Annotated in this window: 27 protein-coding genes; 11 read left to right on the forward strand and 16 right to left on the reverse strand. The window is 69.0% G+C overall.

Going from position 1 to position 25,615, the window contains the following annotated elements; translation table 11 throughout:
• Positions 1-2: 2 nt before the first annotated feature.
• The 13 genes from AB4Z01_RS19075 to rpsF all read right to left on the reverse strand — a co-directional run bounded on the left by AB4Z01_RS19075 (position 3) and on the right by rpsF (position 14,359).
• The gene (locus AB4Z01_RS19075) at positions 3-722 is read right to left on the reverse strand and encodes an SDR family NAD(P)-dependent oxidoreductase (RefSeq protein WP_441696126.1); all 720 of its coding nucleotides are present in this window, start codon (positions 720-722) and stop codon (positions 3-5) included.
• A gap of 4 nt (positions 723-726) precedes the next feature.
• Positions 727-2,193 (reverse strand): amidophosphoribosyltransferase, encoded by a 1,467-nt coding sequence (gene purF, locus AB4Z01_RS19080; RefSeq protein ID WP_441696128.1) that lies wholly within the window; start codon positions 2,191-2,193, stop codon positions 727-729.
• 69 nt (positions 2,194-2,262) lie between these two features.
• Positions 2,263-2,976: a CvpA family protein gene (locus AB4Z01_RS19085; RefSeq protein WP_441696195.1), complete on the reverse strand. Its 714-nt coding sequence runs from the start codon at positions 2,974-2,976 to the stop codon at positions 2,263-2,265.
• Positions 2,966-4,402 (reverse strand): DNA repair protein RadA, encoded by a 1,437-nt coding sequence (radA, locus tag AB4Z01_RS19090; protein ID WP_441696130.1) that lies wholly within the window; start codon positions 4,400-4,402, stop codon positions 2,966-2,968. Before radA ends, AB4Z01_RS19085 begins: the two co-directional genes overlap by 11 nt.
• Before the next feature lie 168 nt (positions 4,403-4,570).
• Positions 4,571-5,350 carry an ABC transporter ATP-binding protein gene (locus tag AB4Z01_RS19095; protein ID WP_441696132.1) on the reverse strand — a complete coding sequence of 260 codons (780 nt, stop codon included), beginning with the start codon at positions 5,348-5,350 and terminating at the stop codon, positions 4,571-4,573.
• Positions 5,347-6,117, reverse strand: coding sequence for an MlaE family ABC transporter permease (locus tag AB4Z01_RS19100; RefSeq protein ID WP_441696134.1), 771 nt, complete (start codon positions 6,115-6,117; stop codon positions 5,347-5,349). Before AB4Z01_RS19100 ends, AB4Z01_RS19095 begins: the two co-directional genes overlap by 4 nt.
• Positions 6,114-7,232, reverse strand: coding sequence for an alanine racemase (alr, locus tag AB4Z01_RS19105; protein ID WP_441696136.1), 1,119 nt, complete (start codon positions 7,230-7,232; stop codon positions 6,114-6,116). The genes AB4Z01_RS19100 and alr overlap by 4 nt, the downstream gene beginning before the upstream one ends.
• Positions 7,222-8,709 (reverse strand): replicative DNA helicase, encoded by a 1,488-nt coding sequence (locus AB4Z01_RS19110; RefSeq protein ID WP_441696138.1) that lies wholly within the window; start codon positions 8,707-8,709, stop codon positions 7,222-7,224. The genes alr and AB4Z01_RS19110 overlap by 11 nt, the downstream gene beginning before the upstream one ends.
• Positions 8,710-8,824: 115 nt before the next feature.
• Complete coding sequence (locus AB4Z01_RS19115) at positions 8,825-10,264, reverse strand: virulence factor family protein (RefSeq protein ID WP_441696140.1); 1,440 nt, start codon at positions 10,262-10,264, stop codon at positions 8,825-8,827.
• Complete coding sequence (mprF, locus tag AB4Z01_RS19120; RefSeq protein ID WP_441696142.1) at positions 10,261-12,894, reverse strand: bifunctional lysylphosphatidylglycerol flippase/synthetase MprF; 2,634 nt, start codon at positions 12,892-12,894, stop codon at positions 10,261-10,263. The genes AB4Z01_RS19115 and mprF overlap by 4 nt, the downstream gene beginning before the upstream one ends.
• 165 nt (positions 12,895-13,059) lie before the next feature.
• Positions 13,060-13,644, reverse strand: coding sequence for a 50S ribosomal protein L9 (gene rplI / locus AB4Z01_RS19125; protein ID WP_441696144.1), 585 nt, complete (start codon positions 13,642-13,644; stop codon positions 13,060-13,062).
• Between the two features lie 14 nt (positions 13,645-13,658).
• Positions 13,659-13,889 (reverse strand): 30S ribosomal protein S18, encoded by a 231-nt coding sequence (rpsR, locus tag AB4Z01_RS19130; RefSeq protein ID WP_306770208.1) that lies wholly within the window; start codon positions 13,887-13,889, stop codon positions 13,659-13,661.
• 5 nt (positions 13,890-13,894) lie between these two features.
• The gene (rpsF, locus tag AB4Z01_RS19135) at positions 13,895-14,359 is read right to left on the reverse strand and encodes a 30S ribosomal protein S6 (RefSeq protein ID WP_441696146.1); all 465 of its coding nucleotides are present in this window, start codon (positions 14,357-14,359) and stop codon (positions 13,895-13,897) included.
• Between the two features lie 231 nt (positions 14,360-14,590).
• Here rpsF and fabD point away from each other — a divergent pair, with 231 nt between their 5' ends.
• The 7 genes from fabD (at position 14,591) to pssA (ending at position 20,632) form a co-directional block, all read left to right on the forward strand.
• A complete protein-coding gene (gene fabD, locus AB4Z01_RS19140) occupies positions 14,591-15,541 on the forward strand; it encodes an ACP S-malonyltransferase (protein WP_441696148.1) in 951 nt (316 codons plus the stop codon).
• 32 nt (positions 15,542-15,573) lie between these two features.
• Positions 15,574-16,311 (forward strand): 3-oxoacyl-[acyl-carrier-protein] reductase, encoded by a 738-nt coding sequence (gene fabG / locus AB4Z01_RS19145; protein ID WP_441696150.1) that lies wholly within the window; start codon positions 15,574-15,576, stop codon positions 16,309-16,311.
• Positions 16,312-16,454: 143 nt separating this feature from the next.
• Positions 16,455-16,694, forward strand: a complete 240-nt coding sequence (locus AB4Z01_RS19150; protein WP_034844540.1) for an acyl carrier protein — start codon at positions 16,455-16,457, stop codon at positions 16,692-16,694.
• 45 nt (positions 16,695-16,739) lie between these two features.
• A complete protein-coding gene (gene fabF, locus AB4Z01_RS19155) occupies positions 16,740-18,002 on the forward strand; it encodes a beta-ketoacyl-ACP synthase II (protein ID WP_441696152.1) in 1,263 nt (420 codons plus the stop codon).
• A 4-nt stretch (positions 18,003-18,006) separates the two neighbouring features.
• Complete coding sequence (gene mltG, locus AB4Z01_RS19160) at positions 18,007-19,032, forward strand: endolytic transglycosylase MltG (RefSeq protein ID WP_441696154.1); 1,026 nt, start codon at positions 18,007-18,009, stop codon at positions 19,030-19,032.
• A complete protein-coding gene (locus AB4Z01_RS19165; RefSeq protein ID WP_441696156.1) occupies positions 19,029-19,751 on the forward strand; it encodes a phosphatidylserine decarboxylase in 723 nt (240 codons plus the stop codon). Before mltG ends, AB4Z01_RS19165 begins: the two co-directional genes overlap by 4 nt.
• Positions 19,748-20,632: a CDP-diacylglycerol--serine O-phosphatidyltransferase gene (gene pssA, locus AB4Z01_RS19170; protein WP_441696158.1), complete on the forward strand. Its 885-nt coding sequence runs from the start codon at positions 19,748-19,750 to the stop codon at positions 20,630-20,632. The genes AB4Z01_RS19165 and pssA overlap by 4 nt, the downstream gene beginning before the upstream one ends.
• On the opposite strand, the gene AB4Z01_RS19175 is transcribed toward pssA, so the two are convergent.
• Together AB4Z01_RS19175 and AB4Z01_RS19180 are read right to left on the reverse strand one after the other, a co-directional pair.
• On the reverse strand, positions 20,614-20,742 hold the full coding sequence (locus AB4Z01_RS19175) for a hypothetical protein (protein ID WP_441696159.1): 129 nt from the start codon (positions 20,740-20,742) through the stop codon (positions 20,614-20,616). The genes pssA and AB4Z01_RS19175 overlap by 19 nt on opposite strands.
• A gap of 63 nt (positions 20,743-20,805) precedes the next feature.
• On the reverse strand, positions 20,806-21,564 hold the full coding sequence (locus AB4Z01_RS19180; RefSeq protein ID WP_441696160.1) for an SDR family NAD(P)-dependent oxidoreductase: 759 nt from the start codon (positions 21,562-21,564) through the stop codon (positions 20,806-20,808).
• A 60-nt stretch (positions 21,565-21,624) separates the two neighbouring features.
• Here AB4Z01_RS19180 and AB4Z01_RS19185 point away from each other — a divergent pair, with 60 nt between their 5' ends.
• The 4 genes from AB4Z01_RS19185 (at position 21,625) to AB4Z01_RS19200 (ending at position 24,731) form a co-directional block, all read left to right on the forward strand.
• Positions 21,625-22,527 (forward strand): YicC/YloC family endoribonuclease, encoded by a 903-nt coding sequence (locus tag AB4Z01_RS19185; RefSeq protein ID WP_441696163.1) that lies wholly within the window; start codon positions 21,625-21,627, stop codon positions 22,525-22,527.
• Entirely contained in the window at positions 22,524-23,159 is a 636-nt protein-coding gene (gene gmk / locus AB4Z01_RS19190; RefSeq protein WP_441696165.1) for a guanylate kinase, read from the forward strand. The genes AB4Z01_RS19185 and gmk overlap by 4 nt, the downstream gene beginning before the upstream one ends.
• Before the next feature lie 171 nt (positions 23,160-23,330).
• Positions 23,331-23,894 (forward strand): hypothetical protein, encoded by a 564-nt coding sequence (locus AB4Z01_RS19195; protein ID WP_441696167.1) that lies wholly within the window; start codon positions 23,331-23,333, stop codon positions 23,892-23,894.
• 12 nt (positions 23,895-23,906) lie between these two features.
• Positions 23,907-24,731, forward strand: coding sequence for a hypothetical protein (locus AB4Z01_RS19200; protein WP_441696169.1), 825 nt, complete (start codon positions 23,907-23,909; stop codon positions 24,729-24,731).
• Positions 24,732-24,753: 22 nt separating this feature from the next.
• On the opposite strand, the gene rsmA is transcribed toward AB4Z01_RS19200, so the two are convergent.
• The gene (gene rsmA / locus AB4Z01_RS19205; protein ID WP_441696196.1) at positions 24,754-25,608 is read right to left on the reverse strand and encodes a 16S rRNA (adenine(1518)-N(6)/adenine(1519)-N(6))-dimethyltransferase RsmA; all 855 of its coding nucleotides are present in this window, start codon (positions 25,606-25,608) and stop codon (positions 24,754-24,756) included.
• Between the last annotated feature and the right edge of the window lie 7 nt (positions 25,609-25,615).

Consider the following 25,615-nt stretch of genomic DNA (forward strand, 5'->3'; position numbering starts at 1 on the left):
GGTCAGTCCCAGTCGGCGACCTTGCCTGCGGCCAGGCCGTCCCCGGCCAGGAGATGCGCGAGCAGGCGGTCGGCGGCGGCGTCCGGTGTCGGCTGGGCGCCGGATGCCTCTCCCGGGAAGCCTTGCTCGCGCAGGCGAGTGGCCATCGGGCCGGGATGGAACAGCGCCACGCGCAGCTCCGTCTTCGCCGTCTCGGCCGCATAGAGGCCGGCTAGGGTGTCCAGCCCGGACTTGGCCACGGCGTAGGCGCTCCAATAGGCGATGCCGCTGCGGGCGATGCGGTCGGTGACGAACACCGCGCGCGGCGCCGCGGCGGCGCGCAGCAGCGGGTCGACCGAGCGGATCAGCCGGTAATTGGCGTTGAGGTTGAGATCGAGAACCTGGCCCCAGACCTTCTGGTCGCTGTAGGCGACCGGGCCGAGATGACCGAGCATCGCGGCGTTGGCGACCAGCAGGTCGAGCTTGCCGAAGCGCTGCGCCAGCGAGCCGCCGAGCAGGTCGATCTGCTCGAACTTGAACAGGTCCATCGGCACCAGCGTGGCGCTGCCGCCCGCGGCCTTGATGGCGTCGTCGGTCTGTTCCAGCCCGCCGACGGTGCGGGCGGCGCAGACAACATGGGCGCCGGCGGCCGCGAGCCGGACCGCGACCACAGCGCCGAAGCCGCGCGACGCGCCGGTGACGAGCGCGATCTGCCCCTCCAGGGGCCTCGTGGTCTCGGCCATCGGGTCAGACGCGCTCGGAGAGGGCGGAGCTGCGGCGCGGCGCCGCCGTATGGTCGGTCAGCGGTGTCGGATAGTCGCCGGTGAAGCAGGCGTCGCAGAACTGCCGGGCGTTGCCGGCCCGCTTCGGCGCGCCCATCGCCCGGTACAGCCCGTCGATCGAGATGAAGGCCAGGCTTTCGACGCCGATCAGCTCGGCCATCTGCGCGACCGAGTAGTTGCTCGCCAGCAGCTTCGACTTCTCCGGCGTGTCGACGCCGTAGAAGCAGGGATTGGTGGTCGGCGGGCTGGAGATCCGCATATGGACCTCCTTGGCGCCGGCCGCGCGCACCATCTTCACGATCTTCTGGCTGGTGGTGCCGCGCACGATCGAATCGTCGACCAGCACCACCCGGCGGCCCTCGATCATCGCCCGGTTGGCGTTGTGCTTCAGGCGCACGCCGAGATGGCGGATCTGGTCGGTCGGCTCGATGAAGGTGCGGCCGACATAGTGGTTGCGGATGATGCCGAGCTCGAACGGCACGCCGCTCTGCGCCGCGAAGCCGATGGCCGACGGCACGCCCGAATCCGGCACCGGGATGATCACGTCGGCCTCGACCGGCGACTCGACTGCCAGCTCGGCGCCGATCCGACGCCGCGCCTGGTAGACCGAGGAGCCCTCGAGCACGCTGTCCGGACGGGCGAAGTAGATATATTCGAAGATGCAGAAGCGTCGCTCGGCCGGCTGGAACGGCTTGATGCTGGTGACGCCCTCGGCGGTCAGCACCACCATCTCGCCCGGTTCGACGTCGCGGATGAACTCGGCATCGATGATGTCCAGCGCGCAAGTCTCCGACGCCAGCACATGGCTGGTGCCGGATGCGGTCTCCAGCTTGCCCAGCACCATCGGCCGGAAGCCCATCGGGTCGCGGATGCCGATGACATGGTCGGACGACAGGGCGATCAGCGAATAGGCGCCCTCGACCTGGCGCATCGCCTCGACCAGCCGGTCGATCACGTTGCCGCCGCGGGCGGTCGCCATCAGGTGCAGGAACACCTCGGTGTCCGAGGTCGACTGGAACAGACAGCCGCGGCTGACCAGCTGGTGCCGCAGTCGGCCGGCATTGGTCAGGTTGCCGTTGTGCGAGATGGCGAAGCCGCCGAACTCGAAATCCGCGAACAGCGGCTGGACGTTGCGCAGGCCGGCACCGCCGGTGGTGGCGTAGCGGTCATGGCCGATCGCGGCATTGCCCTTGAGCTGGCCAACCACCGCCTGCGACGAAAAGGCGTCGCCGACCAGGCCGTTGGCGCGGTGAACATAGAACTGCTCGCCGTCATGCGAGACGATGCCGCAGGCCTCCTGGCCGCGATGCTGCAGTGCGTGCAGCCCCAGCGCGGTCATCGCGGCGGCCTCGGGGTGCCCGATGATGCCGAAGATGCCGCACTCCTCACGGAGCGTGTCGCCGGTGAGGTCGAAAGGATCTGTCGTCAGCATGTGGCCGCGAAGGCTCCTGATCCTGGGCGCCATCGGCGCCAACTCGGAACGTCTGGCGCCTATATAGTGTCAACCGCCACCGGTTGCACCCGCGTTCGACGTGGGGGCCGGATGCGTCTGCGTCGGGTGTGTCGGGGTGATGCCGGGCGCAGGCGGAGCGGAGGTCGGCGGCTGCGCCGGTTGTGGCTGGGTGGGGGGCTGGTTCTGCTTGAGCAGGCTGCCGATCGGGTCGGCGATCTGCGGCGCCAGGGCCGGAGCCTCCTGCTTGGCCTTGTCGATCGCCCCGGCCAGCGCCTCCTGCGGCACCAGGCTCTTCAGATATTCGGCGCCGGCCTGCACCCAGGGCAGCATCCGGGCATTCTCCAGCCAGGGCGGCCGCCGGGTCTCGGGGAACACCCAGGTAAGCAGCAGATAGGCCAGGCAGACCAGAACGGCGCCGCGGACGATGCCGAAGACGAAGCCGAGCGAGCGGTCGACGGCGCTGAGCGCCGAGCCCTTCACCACCCGGGCGATCAGATGGCTGATGGTGGAGAAGATCACCAGCGCCACGACGAAGATGCCGACGCCGGTCAGAATGTCGGCCAGCAGCTGCATCTGGATGTACTGGCGCAGATAGGGCTTGGCGTCGTTGAAGGTCCACAGCGTCACCAGCGCGGCGCCGAGCCAGCCGGCGATCGACAGCACCTCGGCCACGAAACCGCGCGCCAGCGCCAGGAAGGCGGAGATGGCGAGGATGATCAGGATCGCGATGTCGCCGGCGGAGATGGGAAGGCTATCCAGGATCGGTCTCCTCGAAACTCCTGCGACGGCCTGCCGATGCGCCGCGTCCGTCGGTGCTGAACAGGGCCACCAGTTCCTCCAGCCTCGCGATGCTCCGCCGTTCGATCGGCGACGCGTCACGGCTGGCGGCGCGGCCCCGCTTCGGGTGCCCTTGTGGCACGATCGCGGCGGCGAATCCAAGCTTCGCGGCTTCCTTCAGCCGCGCATCGCCCTGGCCCACGGCGCGGATCTCGCCGGACAGGCCGATCTCGCCGAACACCACCGTGTCGCGCGGCACCGGCACGCCGGTGAGGGAGGACAGCAGGGCGGCCGCCACCGCCAGATCCGCCGCCGGCTCGGCAATGCGCAGGCCGCCGGCGACGTTGAGATAAACGTCGTTCATGCCGATGGCGACGCCGCAGCGCGCCTCCAGCACCGCCAGCACCATGGCCAGCCGGGCGCTGTCCCAGCCGACCACGGCGCGGCGCGGGGTGCCGAGCGATGAGGGGGCGACCAGGGCCTGGATCTCGACCAGCACCGGCCGGGTGCCTTCCAGCCCGGCGAAGACCGCGGCGCCGGAGACGTCGCCGCTGCGGTCGGCCAGGAACAGCTCGGACGGGTTGCTCACCTCGGCCAGGCCGACATCCGTCATCTCGAACACGCCGATCTCGTCGGTCGCGCCGAAGCGGTTCTTCACCGCGCGCAGGATGCGGAACTGGTGGCCGCGCTCACCCTCGAAATAGAGCACGGTGTCGACCATGTGCTCGAGCACGCGCGGGCCGGCGATGGCCCCGTCCTTGGTGACATGGCCGACGATCAGCAGCGCCGTCCCGCGGCGCTTGGCATGGCGGATCAGCTCGGCGGCCGAGGCGCGGACCTGGGCGACAGTGCCCGGCGCGCTTTCCAGCGCCTCCAGGAACATGGTCTGGATCGAATCGATCACCACGATCTTCGGCCCGTCCGGCCGGTCCATGGCGGCGATGATGTCACGGACGTTGGACGAGGCGGCGAGGCGGACCGGCGCGTCGGCCAGGCCCAGGCGGCGGGCCCGCATGCGGATCTGGTCGACCGCCTCCTCGCCCGAGACATAGGCGCATTCGATGCCGCCGGCCAGGCGGCACAGCACCTGCAGCAGCAGTGTCGACTTGCCGATGCCGGGATCGCCGCCGATCAGGATGGCCGAGCCGGCGACGATGCCGCCGCCGCAGACCCGGTCGAATTCGTCATTGCCGCTGCGCCAGCGCGGCTCGTCGATCGTGGCCGCGGCCAGGTCGGTGAAGGCGACGGCGCGGCCGCCGCCGGCCTTGGCCCCGCCGAATGCCTTCGGCGCGGCCTCGACGACTTCCTCGACCAGGGTGTTCCACTCGCCGCAAGAATCGCAGCGCCCGGCCCAGCGGCTGTAGCTGGCGCCGCAGTTCTGGCAGATGTAGCGGGTCGCGTTCTTCGCCACGGAAGGGCCTATAGCGACGGTAGGGTAAGAGGACCAAATGCCCCCATGCTGTCATGTCCGGGCTTGACCCGGGCATCCAGAGACTGTCGAGACCTTCTGGATTGCCGGGTCAAGCCCGGCAATGACAGATGGGAATAGGCTTGTCCCCTCATCGGCGCTGATCTTACGTCAGGAAACCCGGACCTGCATCTGGATCGGCCCGTCCGCGCGGCCGTGCACGAACTGGTCGACATAGGCGTTGCCGGAATCATCCACCTGCGCCGCCGGCCCGGCCCAGATGATCCGGCCTTCATAGATCATGGCGATGCGGTCGGCGATCTTGCGGGCGCTGGCCATGTCATGGGTGATCGACAGGGTGGTGGCGCCGAGGTCGCGGCGGCATTTCACGATCAGGTCGTTGATCACGTCGGCCATGATCGGGTCCAGGCCGGTGGTCGGCTCGTCGAAGAAGATGATCTCCGGCTCCGCCGCGATGGCGCGGGCCAGGCCCACACGCTTCTGCATGCCGCCCGACAGCTCGGCCGGATAGAGCGTGGCGACCTCAGGCCCGAGGCCGACCTGGGCCAGCTTGTCGACCGCGATCTCCTTGGCCCGCTTGCGGGATTCGCCGCGGCCCTGGATCAGGCCGAAGGCCACGTTCTCCCAGACCTCCAGGCTGTCGAACAGGGCGGCGCCCTGGAACAGCATGCCGAAACGCTTCATCAGGTCGACCCGGTCGCTGCCGGACAGCCGGATGGTGTCGGCGCCGTCGACCAGGATGCGGCCGCGATCCGGGCGGATCAGGCCCAGGATCGACTTCAGCAGCACCGACTTGCCGGTGCCCGAGCCGCCGATCACGACCAGGGATTCGCCGGACGCGATCTCCAGGTCGATGCCGCGCAGCACCTGCTTCTGGCCGAAGCCCTTGTGCACGCCTTCGATGCGGATCTTGGGGGTGGCGGGCGTCATGATACGAACAGACCGGTGATCACGAAATCGAGCAGCAGGATCAGGATCGACGAGGAGACCACCGCGTTGGTGGTGGCCGCGCCGACGCCCTGCGCGCCACCGCGCGAATTGTAGCCGTGATAGCTGCCCATCAGCGCCACGACGAAGCCGAACACCGCGGCCTTGACCAGGCTGAGCACGATGTCCTCGACCTCGAGGGCCTGCCAGGTCGCCGCCATATAGGCCGACGGATTGTCACCCAGCCGGTAGACGCTGATCAGGAAGCCGCCGAACACACCGATGATGTTGGCGACGATCACCAGGCAGGGCAGCATCAGCAGGCCGGCGACCAGCCGCGGTGCCACCAGGTATTTGTACGGGTTGGTCGACAGGGTGCTGAGCGCGTCGATCTGCTCGGTCACCCGCATGGTGCCGATCTCGGCGGCCATGGAGGCGCCGATGCGGCCGGCGACCATCAGCCCGGCCAGGACCGGCCCCAGCTCGCGCACCACCGACAGCAGAACGACGCTGGCGCCGAAGCCGCCGGCGCCGAAGCGGGCGAAGCCCGCCTGGGTCTGCAGCGCCAGCACCATGCCGGTGAACAGCGCCGTCAGCCCGACCACCGGCAGCGAGTAGTAGCCGATATCGACGATCTGGCGCAGGTACAGCCGAGGATACAAAGGCGGCCGTAGGCACTGCGCCAGCGCGGTCCCGGCGAACAGGGCGATGCGGCCGACGGCGGCCAGGAAGGCGAGGAAGGTGCGGCCGATCGCGGCGAGGAAGTTCATTCGGCCCCGCCGGTATAGCGGCGAGAGTAGCGCCGGCCGAGGCTGGTCAGGATCTCGTAGCCGATGGTGCCGGCGCTCTCGCCCAGCCGGTCGGGCGGCAGCTCCGGGCCGATGATCTCGGCCAGGGCGCCGGGCGCGGCCAGCGGTTCGGGAATGTGGGTCACGTCCACCGTGATCAGATCCATCGAGATGCGGCCGGTGATCGGCGCGGTGAAGCCTGCGATGCGCACGGCGCCGCGACCACTCGCCGCTCGCGGGACCCCGTCGGCATAGCCCACGGCGATCGTCGCGAGCCTGGCCGGACCCTCCACGCGGTGGGCGGCACCGTATCCAACGGTCATGGGGGTGTCAACGCGGCGGATCTGCAGGATTCGGGCCTCGAGCCGCAGCACATCGGCCATCGGATTCGGCCGGCCCGGCGTCGGGTTAATGCCGTAGAGCGCGGCGCCGGGCCGGGTCAGGTCGCCATGGAAGTCCGAGCCGAGGAAGATGCCGGAGGAGTTGGCGATGCTGACCGACGCCGGCGGCAGCGTCGCCACGGCTCGGCGGAAGCGGTCGAGCTGGGCCCGGCTCATCGGGTTTCCCGTTTCCTCGGCGCAGGCGAGGTGGGTCATCCAGGTGACCGGCCCGATGCCGTCCAGGGCTGTCGGATCGGCGGCCAGCCGGTCCTGGTCCTCGGGCGCGAGGCCGAGCCGGTTCATGCCGCTGTCGAGATGGACGAAGCTGGGCAGGGCGGTGCCGAGTGTGTTTGCGTGTGCGGCCCAGGCGGCGATCTCTCCGGGGTCGTTCAGGGCCGGGATCAGGTCATGGGCGGTGTAGTCGGCGGCCAAGCCCGGCAGCAGGCCGTTGAGCACGATGATTCGCGCCTCACCGAGCACCGCCCGCAGTGCGATCCCTTCCTCCAGATGAGCGACGAAGAAGCTGCGGGCACCGGCGGTGAACAGGGCGCGGCCGACCGGCGCGGCGCCGAGGCCGTAGGCATCGGCCTTGAGCACGGCACCGCACTCCGCCGGGCCACCCCGGGCCTGGAGCCGGCGCCAATTCCCGGCGATGGCGTCGAGGTCGATGGTCAGCAGGGCGCCGGCCCGGCCGAGCGCCGCCGCCTCACTGGTCATCGAAGCTGGGATCGGTCTGCAGGTTGGAGAACTTGGTGTACTGGCCCTCGAAATGCAGCCGCCTTGTGCCGGTCGGGCCGTGGCGCTGCTTGGCGACGATGACCTCGGCCACGTTGTGCACCCGGTCCATCGCCGCCATCCAGTCCTGGTGCTCCGGCGTGCCCTCGGGCGGCTCGCCCTTCGACAGGTAGTAGGCCTCGCGATAGACGAACATGACCACGTCGGCGTCCTGCTCGATCGAGCCGGATTCGCGCAGGTCGGACAGCTGCGGCCGCTTGTCCTCGCGGTTCTCGACCTGGCGCGACAGCTGGGACAGGGCGATCACCGGGATGCTCAGGTCCTTGGCCAGGATCTTCAGGCCACGGGTGATCTCCGAGATCTCCTGCACCCGGTTCTCGTTCTTCTTGGTCGACCCGGCGCTCATCAACTGGATATAATCGACAACCAGCATGCCGAGATTATGCTGCCGCTTCAAGCGCATGGCGCGCGTTCTTAAGGTACTGATCGAAACGCCGGCGGTGTCGTCGATGAAGAACGGTGTCTGCCGGATCAGGTTTGCCGCCTCGACCACGCGCGGGAAGTCGGACCGCTTCATGTCGCCCTTGCGGATCCGTTCCGACGCGATCTCGGCGACCTCGGACAGGATACGGACGGCGAGCTGATCGGCCGACATTTCCATCGAGAAGAAGCCGACCACGGCGCCTTCCTTGCCGTGCTTGCGCAGATAGGCGGTGGCCGCGTTGAACGCCATGTTGGTGGCCAGCGCGGTCTTGCCCATGCCTGGCCGGCCAGCCAGGACGATCAGGTCCGAGGGCTGCATGCCGCCCATCATCTTGTCGATCTCGGCCAGGCCGGTGGTCACGCCGGTCAGCGGCGTGTCGCGCTCCAGCGCCTTGCCGGCGGCGTCGACGGCGCGCGCCAGGACGTCGCCGAAGGGCTCGAAATCCTTGCGCAGCACGCCCGAGCTGGACAGCCGGTACAGCTTCTCCTCGCCCTCCTGGATCTGGGCGGGGCCGTCCATCTCGTTTTCGAGCTTGTAGGCGTCGTTGACGATCTCCTCACCGGCGAGGATCAACTGGCGCCGCAGCGACAGGTCGTAGATCGTCTGGGCATAGTCTTCGGCGTTCATCACCGAGACCACGCTGGCCGCCAGGTCGGTCAGGTACTGGGCGCCGCCGACGCCCTCCAGCTCGTTGTCGGTCTCGAAATACTGCTTCAGGCTGATCGGGTCGGCGATCCGGTTCTGCTCCGCGAGTCGCAGCGCCGCGCCGTAGATCCGGCCATGGGCGGGCACATAGAAATGCTCCGGCCGAAGGAAGTCCGACGCCTTCTCCAGCGCTGCGTTGTTGGCCAAAATGGCGCCGAGCAGCGCCTGCTCGGCCTCCTCGTTCGCCGGCATGCGCCGGTACGTCGGGCCCGCCGTCTGGTCGGCGCTGTGAACGAGGGTGAGGGGGGATTCGGGACGGAACTTCTCCATCGGCCCAACCTACCGCAGCCGGGCATGGCACCGCCATAACCACCGAGACCTTCCGCTGTGGATAGCGGGATCAAATGTGGACGGATCTGTGGACAACCGGATTAAAGTTGATAGATCAGGGGCTTGGTGGCTTGGTAGCCGCAGGCGAAAGGGCCGCCTTCTGACGCTTCGCGGCGCCGTCCATGATGACCTGCGCGAGGCTGTCGTAGTCGCCGTCGAAATGGTGCCCGCCGGTGGTCTTGATCACCTCGGCGCCGGCCATGGCGGGGGTCGGGCAGACGGTGTCGTCCTCCTCCTCGCCATAGAAGCACTGGATCCGGGCCGGGTCGATCGACTTCAGCTCCGGCGCCACCAGCGGCGCATCGTCGTCGGCACTGACGCCGAGCCAGCCGGTGACCCGGATCTCGAAATCAGTCCGCTCGGCCAGGCCCAGCAGACTGATCTGGTCGACCTTCGCCTTCTCCGCCGCCGGCAGCCGGTTATAGGCGAAGGGCAGGACATTGGCGCCGAAGGAATAGCCGACCAGGATTACCCGCTGGGCGCCCCAGGCCTTGCCGTAATGGTCGATGATATGGGCCAGGTCCTTGGCCGTCTGCTCCGGCGTCTGCTGGCTCCAGAAGTAGCGCAGGCTGTCGACGCCGACGACGGAAACCCCTTTTTGTTGAAGAGCTTCGCCGATTGTTTTGTCGAGATCTTGCCAGCCGCCATCGCCGGAATAGATGATCGCCAGGGTGGGCGAGGGGCCGGACGCCTGCAACTCCTCCAGCGGCAGGCTGCTGACGGCGGAGGCGTCGGCATCCGCCGGCGCATCCTGGTGCAGCAGCGCCACGACCTGATCGGCCAGCGGCGCGTCCTGCGGCAGGGTCACCACCTCGCCGCCCGAGGCCGCGGCGAGGTCGCTCGCGGCCGCATCCGACTGCTGCAGGCCGATGCGCCACCAGCCGGGGATGTGCGGCTGCGGCCCATAGGTGAAGCCGCCGCCCGGAGCCGCCGTCGCCACCGGCGTGTCGGCGGGGCCGGAGCACAGCGGCAGCTTGGTCTTCACCGGCGGCAACGGGCCGATGCTGGCGCCGCCCGCGATCGTGGTCTTGGCGGCCGCCTGGGCCACCGCGGCATAGGCCATGGTGGCGCCCTGGCCCCGGCCGACCACGATCGGGGCATGGTAGGCGGCGAATTTGAACTCGCGCTCGAGCCGCTGGCTCAGATCCTCGAAATCGCCGGCCGGGGAGTGGCAGTCCTCGTCGTCGCTGTGCTCCAGCCCGTCGAGATAGCTCTTCAGGTCGACGCCGACGACGAAGGCGCCGCTGTCCTGCAGCCGCTGCGCCGCGGTGTCGAACTCTGCGGTCCAGCCGGTGTCGTCCGACAGCAGGAACACCATGGAGCCCGGCTGTCCCTCCGGCTGCCACAGCCGGACCGAGCCGAGGGTGCCGCCATCATAGCTGCGCGTCGATGCGGCCGAGGCGCGCTGGTCGGGGATCAGCCAGGCCGTTGTGGCCAGCGCGACCGCCGCCGTCACCGCCAGCCCGGCGGCGGCCAGCCAGGAGATGCGTTTCATCGTGCCACCAGCCCCTTGATCCCGCCGCCGATCAGCGCCGCGATATCCGAGATGGCCAGGGCCGGGGCCAGGCCGCTCGGCGTCGCCAGGTAGCGCGGCTCCCACACCGGGTCGTATTTCTGCTTGAAGGTGCGCAGCCCCTCGAAATTGTAGAAGCGCGCGCCGCTGCGGTAGACGAAGCGGCCGATGCGGTGCCAAAGCGGCGCCAGCGGGTGGCTTTCCAGGCCCGACAGCGGCGCCATGCCGAGGCTGAGCGTCTCGTAGCCCTGGTCCTTGAAGTGCACGATCAGCTTCGTGATCAGGAACTCCATCACCAGCTTGGAATTCGCCTCGGTGTGTCGCATCAGGTCGATGGCGACCTCGCTCTTCTCGTCGGTCACCATCAGCGTGGCAAAGGCCACCAGCCGGCCGTTCTCGCGCACCAGGGCCGTCGGCGAGCCGTGGACATAGTCGGGGATGAAGGCGCCGAGCGAGAACCGCTTCTCCTTGGCCGCCTGCTTGTGCAGCCAGTCGTCGGAGACGGCGGCGAGCTCGCTGATCAGGCCTGAGCCGGAGCCGGCCGGCACCATCTCGAAGGTCAGCCCGTCCTTCTCGCCGCGCGACAGCGCGTAACGCAGCGCCTTCTTGCGGCTGCCGCCCTCGAGCGTGAAGGTCCGCAACGGCACCCGCGCCTCCTCGCCCAGCTTCGACAAGGTCATGCCGGTGTCGAGATACAGCGGCAGGGTCTCGGCCCGGACGCCGTAATAGGCCGGGCGGCCGCTGGTGGCCTCGGTCATCTCGCGGAAGCGCCAGATCAGCTCCGGCCAGTCCTCGCGCGCGCCGACCGGGTCGCCCAGCGCGGCCCAGGTCCGGCCCTGGATGGCGTACATCAGGAAGGCCCGGCCGCTGTCCGAGAACAGCAACGCCTTGTCGCCCATGCGCACCAGGTTGGCCTCGGCGCGGGGCTGCTGCCGCAGGATCTGCTCGGCCTGGTGCAGCTCGGCCGCGGTCGGCGCCGTCATCCGGCCGTGATGAGCCCGCACCAGGTGCCACAGGCCGTACAGCGTGGCGAGCAGGCTGACCGCGACCATGGCCCGCAGGGCGCGCGACGCTTCCTCATGGACCTCGAAGGTCCACCACAGGTCGTTGGCATAGGCAACGTGGCGGAACGAGAAGAAGGTCAACCAGGCCATGCCGCCGACGACGCTGCCGACCGCGATCAGCCAGCCCGGGGTCATCGGCTGGTCGAACAGGGCGGAGCGGCGCCAGAACTCCTCCCGGCAGGGCAGCATGATGACCAGGCACAGCAGCAGCAGCAGCGCCTCGCGCCAGGCGAAGCCCTTGCCCAAGGCCAGCACAGCGCTGACGCCGAGCAGCAGCAGGGTCAGCCAATAGGCCGCGATCAGCCGTCGGAACAGGCCCCAGGCGACGACCAGCAGCGCCAACCCGGTGACCGCCGCAAGGATATGCGACAGCTCGACCACGGCGATCGGCAGGTCTTCCAGGATCTCGATGCGGCTCTTCAGCGTCGGCGTGGCGGCCGAGATCAGCAGCAGCGTGCCGACGACGAAGATCAGCGCCGCCATCACCGACGGCATCAGCCGGCCGGCGACGTCGAGGGTCAGCCGGGTCGGGGCGTGGCTCTGCAGCCGGCGCACGCCGCGCGCGGTCTCGGCACTGGCGAGAATGCCGACGGCGAGGATCACCGGGATCAGGAAGTAGACCGCGCGATAGACCACCAGCGCCGCGGCGATGGCCTGCGGCGGCAGCACCGAGCCGAGGCCGAGCAGCATCACCGATTCGAACACGCCGACGCCGCCCGGCACATGGCTGATGATGCCGGCCACGGTGGCGACGACGAAGACGACGAAAAAAGCGCCGAACGGCACGCTGCCATGCGGCAGCAGGACCCAGAAGGCGAGGCCGGCGAACAGCAGCTCGACCGTCGAGATCACCAGCTGGCCGGCGGCGATGCCGAAGCTGGGCAGCGGGATCCGGCCCAGGAACGGCTGGCCGGGCCGGCGAAGGGCGCAGAGCAGCAGGAACAGCGCGGCGCCGCCTAGGATCACGGCGGCGCCGGCGTTGGTCCAGGCGCTGTGAATGCCGAGCGCGCGGGTCAGCAGATGCGGCTGCAGCAGCACCCCGGCGGCGCCGACCGTGACGATGCCGAAGCCGAAGGCCAGCGCGCAGAAGCCGGCGATTCTGGCGATGTCGCCGAACTCCAGCCCGGTCGCGGTGTAGACGCGGTAGCGCACCGAGCTGGCAGTGATCAGGCCGCCGATGGTGTTGCCGACGGCATAGCCGCAGAAGCTGGCCAGGGCCATGGTCCGCAGCGGCACCCGGGCACCGACATAGCGCAGCGCCGACCAGTCATAGCCCATCAGGGCGATAAAGCTGCCGATCGTGCCCATCAGCGCCAGCCCGACCGAGGTCCAGGGCAGGGCGCGGATGCGGCCGATCAGGTCGTGCCAGCTCATCGCCGCCAGCTCCTGCCGGATCGCATAGGCGGCACCGGCGAACAGCAGCAGGGTGACGATGGTCAGCAGGGCCGGCTTCAGGCGCTGGTGCATGGGTCGAAGGGTCAGGCCGCCGGTGACGGCGGCCGCGTCGGCAGTCGGAACGGAAACCGCCTGCGGCTGTGCCGTGGACATGGAGGGGAACTCGATTGGACGGATCGGCCGGACGCTAATCCCGCCCAGGCTCCGGATCACGTTAAGAGTTTGCAACGTGTTGTTCAGGTTGCGCGCAGCCGCCCTCAACAAAAAAGCGCGGACCCGAAGGTCCGCGCCTTTTCGATACAGAACGAACCGGGCTGGTTAGGCCGGCTCGCCGTCGGTGGTCTCGGCTTCGGCCTCGGCGAAGGCGGCCTCGGCAGCGGCTTCAGCCGCCGCTTCTTCCTCTTCGAGGACCGAGGCGACGACCATGCCGCCGCGCTGACGTTGCATCTCGGCCTCTTCGGCCGAGCGGGCGACGTTCACGGTGACGATGACGCTGACCTCGGGGTGCAGCCGGATCCGGACCTTCTCCAGGCCCAGGGTCTTGATCGGCTGCTCGATCGCGACCTGGCCGCGCGAGACGGTGTAGCCGGCCTCGGTCAGGGCCTCGGCGATGTCACGCGCCGACACCGAGCCGTAGAGCTGACCGGTGTCGCCGGCCTGGCGGATGACGACGATTTGCACATCGTCCATCCGGCCCGCGACCTTCTCGGCCTCGGCCTTGGCCTCAAGGTTGTTGGCCTCGATCTGAACCCGCTGCTTCTCGAACACGGCCAGGTTGGCCTTGGTCGCGCGCAGCGCCTTCTTCTGCGGCAGGAGGTAGTTGCGGGCGAAGCCGGGCTTCACCTTCACCACGTCGCCGATCTGGCCGAGCTTCTCGACCCGTTCCAGCAGGATGATTTCCATGGCTGATCCTCCCCTTACTTCACGATGTAGGGCAGGAGGCCGAGGAAGCGCGCCCGCTTGATGGCGCGGGCCAGCTCACGCTGCTTCTTGGCCGAGACCGCGGTGATGCGGCTCGGGACGATCTTGCCGCGCTCGGAGATGAACCGGCCCAGCAGCTTGGTGTCCTTGTAGTCGATCTTCGGCGCGTTGGCGCCGGAGAACGGGCAGGTCTTCCGGCGGCGGAAGAACGGACGGCGTGCACCCATCGCGCTCATGCCTGGGCTCCTTCACCTTCGGCCTGTTCACGCGGGGCGCCGAAGCCGCGATCCCGGCGCTCGCCACGATCACGATCGCCGCGGGGGCCATCACGGTCGCCCCGGCCATCGCGGTCGCGACCGTCACGGTCCCGGCCGGCCCGGCTCTGCATCATCGCCGAGGGGCCTTCCTCGAGGGCGTCCATGCGCAGGGTCAGGGTGCGCAGCACATCCTCGTTGATGCCCATTAGGCGCTCCATCTCGGCCACGGCGGCCGCGGGGGCGTCGATGTTCATCAGGACGTAGTGGCCCTTGCGGTTCTTCTTGATCCGATAGGCGAAGCTCTTCAGGCCCCAATACTCGGTCTTGGTGACCTTGCCGCCATTCTCGGTGAGGATGGTGGTGAAGCCCTCGGTCAGGGCCTCCACCTGCGCGGCGGACACGTCCTGCCGCGCGATGTACACGCATTCGTAAAGTGGCATTGTGACTCCTTATGGCTGTTCCCGACATGGCGCTGCGCGGGGACCGCCAGCCGCCCATGTCAAAGCCGGCCGCTATGCCAAGCGACCGGCAAGGAGCATCGAAGGCGCGCACTATACTCGGGAACGTCCGAAGATCAAGCGCGATCGGAACCCGATATCGCCGATCAAGCTTGACTTGCTATGGCGAGGCTCTAAGACCAGCGCCCTCATTGTGATGCGGGGATCGCCGCCATGGCGCGCGCTTTCGTGTTTCCGGGACAGGGCAGCCAGGCTGTCGGCATGGGCAAGGCGCTCGCCGAAGGTTCGGCCGCCGCACGCGACGTCTTCGCCGAGGTCGATGCGGCGCTGGGCCAGAAGCTCTCGGAGCTGATGTTCGGCGGCGACATCGAAACGCTGACGCTGACCGAGAACGCCCAGCCGGCGCTGATGGCGGCCTCGGTCGCCGCGGCGCGGACGGTGGCGGAGCGGTCGGGCAAGTCGCTGGCCGATTTCGCCGGCTTCGTCGCCGGTCACAGTCTGGGCGAGTATTCGGCCCTGGCCGCGGCCGGTGCGATCAGCGTCAGCGATGCGGCCCGGCTGCTGCGCTTGCGCGGTCGATCGATGCAGAAGGCGGTGCCGGTCGGAATCGGCGCCATGGCGGCGCTGCTGGGCCTCGATCTCGATCAGGCCCGCGACGTCGCTGCCCGCGCCTCGACGGCGGATTCGATCTGCAGTGCGGCCAACGACAACGCGCCCGGGCAGGTGGTGGTCAGCGGCCACAAGGAAGCGGTGGAACGGGCGATGGCGCTGGCGGCCCAGCTCGGCGCCAAGCGCAGCATCCTGCTGCCGGTCAGCGCGCCCTTCCATTGCCCGCTGATGGCGCCGGCCGCCGAGGCGATGCGCGCGGCGCTGGCCGAGGTCGAGATCAAGGCACCGGCGGTGCCGGTGGTGGCCAATGTCACCGCCGCGCCGGTCACCGCGCCGGACGAGATCCGCCGCCTTCTGGTCGAGCAGGTGACCGGCACCGTGCGCTGGCGCGAGTGCGTGCTTTACATGAAATCCGCGGGCGTGCAGGAACTGGTCGAGCTCGGGGCCGGCAAGGTGCTGGCCGGCCTCGCCAAGCGCATCGATCGCGACCTCGCCGCGGTATCGCTGCGGACGCCGGAGGAAATCGACGCCTGGATCGCATCGGCCGGCGCCTGAAGCACAGGGCCGCAGCACAGGGGATAGAGAGCATGTTCGATCTGAACGGCAAGTCGGCGCTCGTCACCGGCGCCTCGGGCGACATCGGCCGCGCCATCGCGACCCTGCTGCACGCCCAGGGCGCCACCGTGGCGCTGTCCGGCACCAAGGTCGAGAAGCTGGAGGCGCTGGCCCGTGAGTTGGGCGAGCGGGCCCATGTGACCCCGGGCGACCTGTCGAGCGCCGCGGGCGCCGAATCGGTGGCCAAGGCGGCCGAGGCCGCGACCGGCGGCATCGACATCCTGGTCAACAATGCCGGCCTGACCCGTGACGGCCTGGCGATGCGGATGAAGGACGATGATTTCGAGACCGTCCTCGACGTCAACCTGGTGTCCGGTTTCCGCCTGGCCCGCGCTGCGCTGCGCGGCATGATGAAGAAGCGCTGGGGCCGGATCGTGTCGATCACCTCGATCGTCGGCCACACCGGCAACCCGGGCCAGGTGAACTACGCGGCGTCCAAGGCCGGCCTGACCGGCATGACCAAGGCACTGGCCCAGGAGGTCGCGAGCCGCGGCATCACCGTCAACTGCGTCGCCCCGGGCTTCGTCACCAGCGCCATGACCGAGGCGCTGAACGACGAGCAGAAGGCGCGGATCTCGGCCACCATCCCGATGGCGCGGATGGGCGACCCGGCCGAGATCGCCGCCGCGGTCCTCTATCTCGCCAGCAGCGAGGCGGCCTATGTCACCGGCCAGACCATCCATGTGAATGGCGGAATGGCGATGGTTTGACGTCGCCGGGCTGGACATGGCCAGATGCTTGGCCATGTTCGATCAGGTGTGTTATGTGACCGCGGGTTACGGGGCGGTCACTCGTGCGGGGGTTCAGCACTGCGGAATTCAGCCCCGTTCCGCTCTCTTGAAAGGTAGAACGAATGAGCGACATCGCCGAGCGCGTTAAGAAGATTGTCGTCGAGCATCTCGGCGTCGAAGAAGGCAAGGTCACCGAGTCGGCCAGCTTCATCGACGATCTGGGCGCCGACAGCCTCGACACCGTCGAGCTGGTCATGGCGTTCGAAGAGGAGTTCGGCTGCGAGATTCCCGACGACGCGGCCGAGAAGATCCTGACGGTGAAGGACGCGATCCAGTTCATCGAAGCGCATTCGGCCGGCTGATCGCTGGCCCGTGCCACACGTTCCGCCGCAGAACCGGATGAAATGATGCGACGTGTCGTAATCACCGGCATGGGGATGGTCACGCCTCTCGGTGCCGGTGTGAAGACCAATTGGGATCGCCTGACCGCCGGCCAGTCCGGCATCGGGGCGATCTCGACCTTCGAAGTCTCGGATCTGCCGGCGCGGATCGCGGGCATGGTGCCGCGCGGCACCGGCCCGGGTGATTTCGACGTCGACGGCGCGGTCCCGCCCAAGGACCAGCGCAAGAACGACGTCTTCATCCATTACGCGATCGCCGCGGCCAACGAGGCGATCGTGAATTCCGGATGGCAGCCCCCGGATGACGAAGCGCGCGAGCGCACCGGAGTCATGATCGGCTCGGGCATCGGCGGCCTGCAATGGATCGCCGAGGGCTCGCTGACCTTGGAGCAGAAGGGGCCTCGCCGGATCTCCCCCTTCTTCATCCCGGCGGCGCTGATCAACCTGGCCTCCGGCCAGGTCTCGATCCAGCACGGCTTCCGCGGCCCGAACCATGCCGTGGTCACGGCCTGCTCGACCGGCGCGCACGCGATCGGCGACGCGACGCGCCTGATCATGTGGGACGATGCCGACGTCATGGTGGCGGGCGGGGCGGAGGCGGCGGTGTGCCGGCTCGGGCTCGCCGGCTTCGCCGCGGCCCGGGCGTTGTCTACCGGCTACAACGAGACACCCGACCGGGCCTCGCGCCCCTATGACAAGGGCCGCGACGGCTTCGTCATGGGCGAGGGCGCCGGCGTGGTCGTGCTCGAGGAGCTGGAGCACGCCAAGGCGCGCGGCGCCACGATCTATGCCGAGGTGGTGGGCTACGGCCTGTCCGGCGACGCCCATCACATCACCGCCCCGCCGGAAGACGGCAATGGCGGCTTCCGGGCGATGTCGGCGGCGCTGAAGCGGGCCGGCCTGACTCCGTCGGACATCGATTACGTCAACGCCCACGGCACCTCGACGCCGCTCGGCGACGAGATCGAGCTCGGCGCGGTCAAGCGCCTGTTCGGCAATGCGATCGAGACCGTGTCGATGTCCTCGACCAAATCCGCGATCGGCCATCTGCTCGGCGCGGCCGGCGCGGTCGAGGCGATATACTCGGTGCTGGCGATCAACCACGATGTGGTGCCGCCGACGCTGAATCTCGAGGACCCGTCGGACAGCTGCCTGGGAGTCGACCTGGTGCCGAAGCAGGCCAAGGAGCGGCCAGTGCGCGCCGCGCTGTCGAACAGCTTCGGCTTCGGCGGGACCAACGCGTCGCTGGTCTTCCGCGAGTATCTCTGAGGGTATGCTTCGGGCCCTTGCCCGCGCGCTCGTCTTCCTGGTGGTCCTGGCGGCCGTCATCGGTGGCGGCGTCGCCTGGTTCCTCCATGTCTACCGCGCGCCGGGGCCGCTGACGGCTCCGGCGACGCTCGTCATCGACCGGGGCAGCGGCCTGGCCGCGATCGCGGCGCAGCTCGAGGCGGCGGGGATCGTCGAGACCCGGTGGGTGTTCCTGGCCGGAACCGCATTGGACGGCGGCGATCGTGTCCTGAAGGCCGGGGAATACGCCTTCGCGCCCCGGACCTCGCCCGCAGAGGCGGCCGAGCTGCTGGCCCGCGGCAGCAACGTCTCGCACAAGATCACCATCCCGGAGGGCCTGACCTCGGCCGAGATCGTGGCGTTGGTGCAGGCCGAGCCGCTCTTGAGCGGCGAGGCTGGGGACATCCCGGCCGAAGGCTCGCTGCTGCCGGAGACCTACCAGTTCATCCGCGGCGACACCCGCGCCGCCGTGATCGACCGGATGCGCAAGGCGATGCGGCAGGAGCTCGACGCGCTGTGGACCAGGCGGGGCAACGGGCAGCCCGTCAAGTCGCCGCAGGATGCCGTCACCCTGGCCTCGATCGTCGAGAAGGAGACCGGCGTGCCGGCGGAGCGGCCGGTGGTCGCCAGCGTGTTCCTGAACCGGCTGCAGGCCGGCATGCCGCTGCAGTCGGACCCGACCGTGATCTATGCCCTGACCGAAGGCAAGAAGCCGCTCGGCCGCCCGCTGACCCGGGCCGACTGGAAGCTCGATTCGCCCTATAACACCTATGTCGTGGCGGGCCTGCCGCCGGGGCCGATCGCCAATCCGGGCCGCGACGCACTTGCCGCAGTGCTCAAGCCGGCGGTTACGGACTATTATTACTTCGTAGCCGACGGCTCCGGCGGGCATGTCTTCGCCCGGACGCTCGAGGAGCACAACCACAACGTCGCCGAATGGCAGAAGCGACGGCAGGCCGCATCGCCCGATCCCGGCGACGCCGCCCCGGACACCGGAGACAAAACGCCGTGAAGGGTAGAGACGACCCCCATCTTCTGCACACGATCCGCGGGGTCCTGGTGCCGATTCACCCGGCCGGTTACCCGTTCATCGGTGTGTTCGCCGTCGCCACCGTGATGCTGTTCATGCTGTGGGAGCCGCTGGGCTGGCTCGGCGTGCTGGCGACCGCCTGGTGCATCTACTTCTTCCGCCACCCGCCGCGGGTGACACCGAACCGGCCCGACCTGGTGGTGGCGCCGGCCGACGGCGTGGTGCAGATGGTGGTCCAGGCAACGCCGCCGGCGGAGCTCGGCTTCGGCAACCGGCCGCTGACCCGGATCAGCATCTTCCTCAACGTGTTCAACGTGCATGTGAACCGGGTTCCGGCCGACGGGGCGGTGATCGACGTGAAGTACCGGCCAGGCAAGTTCCTGAACGCCAATCTGGAAAAGGCCAGCGAGGAGAATGAGCGCAGCGCCGTCTCGCTGCGCCTGCCGGACGGGCGGATCCTGGTGTTCGTCCAGGTCGCGGGGCTGGTGGCCCGGCGCATCATCTGCGACCTGTCCCCGGGCCAGCCGGTGGTGGCGGGCGAGACCTACGGGCTGATCCGCTTCGGCAGCCGGACCGACATCTACCTGCCGGAGGGGGTCGAGCCATTGGTCTCGGTCGGCCAGACCATGATCGGCGGCGAGACGGTGCTGGCCGACCTGGCGGCCGCCGCCGTCGCCAACCCGGTCGCGATCGCCCGATGATGAAGCCGGAGCATCGCCGCCATCGGCGGCCATTCCGCCGCCGCCCGGTCGTCCGCATCCGCGGCCTGACGATCAACCGGCTGCTGCCGAACATCCTGACCACGCTGGCTCTGTGTGCCGGCTTGACCGCCATCCGCTATGCGGTGCAGGACCGCTGGGAGCAGGCGGTGACCGCGATCCTGGTGGCCGCCGTGCTGGACGGGCTGGACGGCCGCGTCGCCCGGCTGCTGCGCGGCTCGAGCAAGTTCGGGGCCGAGCTGGACAGCCTGGCCGACATCGTCAGCTTCGGCGTCAGCCCGGCGATCATCCTCTATCTCTGGATGATGCAGGATGCCGGCAGCCTGGGCTGGCTGGCGGTGATGGCCTATGCCGTCTGCGCCGCGCTGCGCCTGGCGCGGTTCAACACGGCGCTGGACGACACCACCCTGCCGCCCTTCGCCTACAATTACTTCACCGGCGTGCCGGTGCCCGCTGGCGCCATCCTGATCCTGATGCCGCTGATGATCAGCTTCGAGTTCTCGCCCGGCTTCTGGGCGGCGCCGCTGCTGGTCGGGCTGTGGACCGTCTTCGTGGCGCTGCTGCTGGTCAGCCGGATCCCGACCTTCTCGATGAAGGTGGTGCGGATCCCGCAGGAATACATCGTGCCGGTGCTGGTCGGGATCGGGCTGGTGGCCACGTTGCTGGTCACCGCCACCTGGCCGACGCTGGTCGCGCTGGGGCTGATCTATGTCGGCAGCATCCCCTTCAGCGTCCAGCGCTACGCCCATCTCAAGCGCCAGGCCGCGTTGATGATGGGAGAGCTGGACGAGGAGGAGGCTGTACCGGCTGCCGATCCGGCGCAACAGCCTCCGGACCGGCCGGATCAGCCGAACGCGGCGTAGGCGACCAGCAGCAGGGCGAAGGTCGACGCCACCCAGCCGACGATGGTTACGATCTCGCGGATCAGGTCGAACGGGCTGTCGGTATCTTCGTCGTCATGGATCAGATGCATGGTCGTGCTCTCACTGTGCAATAGGACCATGCACGTTCTTTCGTGAACGCACCGTGACGGCAGTCACACCCGCATGATGCGGCGGACCAGGGCGTCGGCCCAGGCGGTCGGCAGGGCCGCGAGGATCCGCGTGCCGGCGTGAACCGGCCAGGGAAAGGCGACCAGCGGCCGGCCACGCGCCAAGCCGCGCTGGATCGCGTCCGCCGCGTGCTCGACCTCCATCAGCATCGGCATCGGGAACCTGGCGCCGTCGGTCATCGGCGTGCGCACGAAGCCGGGGCAGATCACCGAGACCCGCACGCCGCGCGGCCGCAGCTCGACCCGCAGGGCCTCGCCATAGAGCCGGACCGCGGCCTTCGACGCGGCATAGGGCCCCATGCCGGGAAAGCCGCGGAAGCCGGCCAGCGAGCTCATCAGCGCGATCTGCCCGGCAGCGCGCGCCGCCATCCGCGGCCGGATCGGGTCGATTGTGTTGAGCACGCCGTCGAGATTGACCGCCAGGATGCGATGGCCCTTCGCCGCTGGGTCGGCACCCTCGGCCCCGCCCGGGGCGACGCCGGCATTGGCGATGACCAGATCTAGCGGCCCGGTCTCGTCGGTCGCCGTAACCGCCGCCGCCATCGCCGCCTGATCGGTGACGTCGACCGCGGCTGTTTCCACCGTGGCGCCGAGGGCCCGCGTCGCCTCGGCCACCGCCTCCAGCCGGGCCGCGTCGCGCCCGAACAGCACCAGCCGCACGCCGGGCGCGGCGTAGGCCTTCGCCAGCGCCGCGCCGAGGCCGCTCGAGGCGCCGGTGATCAGGATCGCGGCCGGCCCCGCCATGGCATTCTCCTCGTTGCCAGTGTCCTTGTTGCCTGGCCAAGCGACCGCTATAAGCCCGCTATGACTCAGGATAAGACCGCTTCGGCCCCGCTTTCCAGCATGACCGGCTTCGCCCGCAGGGAGGGCGGCGTCGAGGGCGTGTCCTGGGTGTGGGAGGCACGCAGCGTCAACGGCAAATCGCTCGACCTCCGCCTGCGCACCCCGGCCGGCTTCGAGCGGCTGGAGGCGGCAGCGCGGATCGAGTTGGCCAAGCGCTTCCGCCGCGGCAACGTCACCCTGAACCTGTCGCTCGGCCGCAGCGAGACGGCGCCGCAGCTGCGCATCAATCGCGAGGTGCTGGACCAGCTGATCGCGCTGGTGCGCGAGGTCAATGGTGACACAGCGCCGGTTCAGGTCGACGCGTTGCTCGGCGTCCGCGGCGTGGTCGAGAACGGCGACTCCGCCTCGGCCGAGCTGAACGGCGCCGTCGAGGCCGAGGCCGGGGCGGCGATCGCACCGCTGCTCGACGACCTGCTGGCGACGCGGCTGGAGGAGGGCGGCCGCCTGCGCGACGTCCTGGCCGGCCAGATCGACCAGATCACCGAGCTCGTCGGCCAGGCCCGGGCCTCCGCCGCCGCCCAGCCGGAGTCGCTCAAGGCGCGGCTCAAGGCCCAGCTCGACCTGCTGCTGGAGGCCCGGCCGCCCTTGGCCGAGGACCGGCTGGCGCAGGAGGTGGCGCTGCTGGTCGGCCGCAGCGACGTGCGCGAGGAGCTCGACCGGCTCAACGCCCATATCGGCCAGGCGCGCGGCCTGCTCGCCGCCGGCAGCGGCGTCGGGCGCCGGCTCGATTTCCTGTGCCAGGAGTTCAACCGGGAAGCCAACACGCTGTGCTCGAAGGCAGCGGATGTGGCGCTGACCCGGATCGGCCTCGACCTCAAGGCCGTGATCGAACAGTTCCGCGAGCAGATCCAGAACATCGAATGACGACCAACATCATCCGACGCGGGCTCATGCTCGTCCTGTCCTCGCCATCGGGGGCGGGGAAGACCTCGATCACCCGGGCCGTGCTGGCGCAGGACCCGAACCTGACGATCTCGGTCTCGGTCACCACCCGCGCCCAGCGGCCGGGCGAGATCGACGGCACGCACTACCACTTCATCGACCAGGCGGCCTATGACGTCATGGTCGCCAATGACGAGCTGTTCGAGCGCGCCAAGGTCTTCGGCAACGGCTACGGCACGCCGCGCGCGCCGGTCGAGGCGGCGCTGGCGGCCGGCCGCGACGTGATCTTCGATATCGACTGGCAGGGCACCCAGCAACTGGCGCAGAAGGCGCGGACCGACCTGGTCAGCGTCTTCGTGCTGCCGCCGACGGTCGAGGCGCTGGAGCAAAGGCTGCGCGTCCGCGCCCAGGACAGCGACGAGGTGATCGCCGGCCGCATGGCCAAGGCGGCCGACGAGATGAGCCATTGGCCGGAATACGACTACGTGATCGTCAACCGGGACCTCGAAGCCAGCATCGCCGAGGTCCAGGCGATCCTGGCGGCGGAACGGCTGCGCCGCAGCCGCCAGACCGGCCTGCCGGACTTCGTCCGCGCGCTGCAGGCCAGGCTTTAACGAACGAAGCCATACTTCCGCCGGAAAATTGACGAAGAGCGAACGCAGTTCAAATTCAATATAAATCCGTCTGCTTTACTTCGATATTCATGTTTTGTTTTCGCGGTCGCGGGGTGCCGTGGCAAGCGGCTCCGCCTTTTCGTCCTCTCCTTTTCATGAGGGATTTCGGCCATGCCTATTACCGGTCGTGACTGGGAAATTCATATCGTCCGGTCGCGCGAGGAGACGCGAGTCGGGAAGGCTTTTGCCCGTACCGTCAGCAGCTACCAGGTGTTCCACGACGGGGCCGCGGTCGCGCAGCTGAGCGGCACCATCGTCGAGCGACAGGGGCCGGGCGACAACACCAGCACCGGCGTGTCGAAGCACCGCCGGGTGGCGGCCGGAACCTATGAGCTCCATACCCATGACGGGGCCGGCAACAACAAGTACATGACGATCGGCTATTCTACGGCCGCCCAGATCACCGCGTTGCCGAGGCCCGCCCTGCGGCTGTCGCCGACCGGATCCAGAACCGGCATCCTGATCCACCCGGCAAACGGATATCTGTGGGCCATCGGCTGCCTCAATCCAGGCTCCGCCCTCAACGGTCCGAACGACAACGTCCAATGGAGCGACAGCCGGTCCCGCGTGATCGCGATCATCGACGACCTGAAGGCCTTCCTCGGCGGCCAGTTCCCGACTTCGAACAACAGGGAGATTCCCCGCTGCCAGTGCGTCATCGATGGCGAGCCTTGAGGAGGGACTGCCATGACACGGCGCATTTGGGGGCCGGCATCGGCCACCGCCGCAGCCTTCGCCGCCGCGATGCTCGTCGCGGGGTGCCAAGAGTCGCAACCGGCCATGTCGGCCTCGGTACCGGAGGCCCCGGCCATACCGCAGGTCATGTCCGGCACCGCCTTGGGCAGCATCCCCCAGGGCGTTCCGGTCGATGAGGAGTATCGTCGCGAGTTCGAGCGCTGCGACCGGGAGAATATCTTCCGGAACCAGCCCATGACAGGGTTCCGGCGATGCAGCGGAGATCCGAATCGGCTGACCGCGCTCAACCGCCTCCATGACGGCACAATCTCCTTCGATGCCAAGCTCGGGCTCGACATCGATGGCGGCTTCAAGGCACTGACCGATCCTGGGCTGACCGACCTGAGAGACACTTCCTACCGGTACCCGGACGGCAGTTCCGTCTATTCGGATACGGTGCCGTATGTGGTCATCCCGCAGGGCGGCGACTTCTCCCGTCTCACGGGGATTCAGATCGGCGATATCGGCGTCGTCCTGGATGGCTCCAAGGCCGTTCCGGTCCTGGTCGCCGATCGCGGGCCGGCCAACAAGATCGGGGAAGGGTCGATCGCGCTGTTCGAAGCGATCGGCGACAGCCGCTGCCGGACGTGGCAGGACCCCGATCGCAAGACCCGCTGCAGCGACATTCGCGACACGAGCCTGAACCGCAATGTCCGATACCTGCTCTTCCCGGACTCGAAGATCTCAGGCCTGACGCCGGACACCGTCAACCAGCGCGTGGGAGAGGAGGCGTTGCGACGATTCGAGGCCCTGAAGACCACTCCGCCAGGGCCCTGACGGTCGCCGGGCTCGCGGCGGGTCAGCTCCGCCGCGCCACCGCCCGGGCCAGGCGGATGAAGCCGGCGATGTCGATCTCCTCGGCCCGCGCGGTTGGCGGCAGGCCGGCCTCGGCCAGCAGCGCCTCGGCGTCACCCAGGCTGCGCAAGCTGGCGCGCAGCATCTTGCGGCGCTGGCCGAAGGCGGCCGCCGTGACGGTTTCCATCGTTGCGAAGGGGACCTCCTCGCGATCGGGACGGGGGCGGAAGCGGACCACGGTTGAATCGACCTTGGGCGGCGGCGTGAAGGCGCGGGCCGGCAGTGTCAGCAGCGGGTCGACCTCGGCGCACCATTGCGCGATCACCGACAGCCGGCCATAGGCGTGGCTGCGCGGCTGGGCGACCATCCGGTCCGCCACCTCTTTCTGAAACATCAGCGTCAGCGACCGGAACTGGTCGATCCGGCGCAGCCAGCCGATCAGCAGTGGCGTCGCCACATTATAGGGCAGGTTGGCGATCACCGCGCGGGGCGCCGGCACCAGGGCCAGGATGTCGGTCTTCAGCGCGTCGGCCTCGACGACCCGCAGCCGGTCGCCGGCGACTGCCGCCAGTTCCTCCAGCGCCGGCTGGAAGCGCCGGTCGCGCTCGATCACCGTGACGCTGGCGGCGGCGGAGGCCAGGAGCGCCCGGGTCAGCCCGCCCGGACCCGGCCCGATCTCGATCACATGCACGCCGGCCAGGTCACCGGCCTCGCGGACGATCCGGGCGGTGACATTGAGGTCGAGGAGGAAGTTCTGGCCGAGCGACTTCTTGGCCGCCAGCCCATGCCGCGCGATCACGTCGCGCAGCGGCGGCAGGGCGGCGATCGCGTCGCGGAGGGCGTCGTCGGACAGGGTCAGGGAACCC

This window comes from Inquilinus sp. YAF38 (assembly GCF_052113205.1).
In the GTDB taxonomy this organism is placed as follows: domain Bacteria; phylum Pseudomonadota; class Alphaproteobacteria; order DSM-16000; family Inquilinaceae; genus Inquilinus.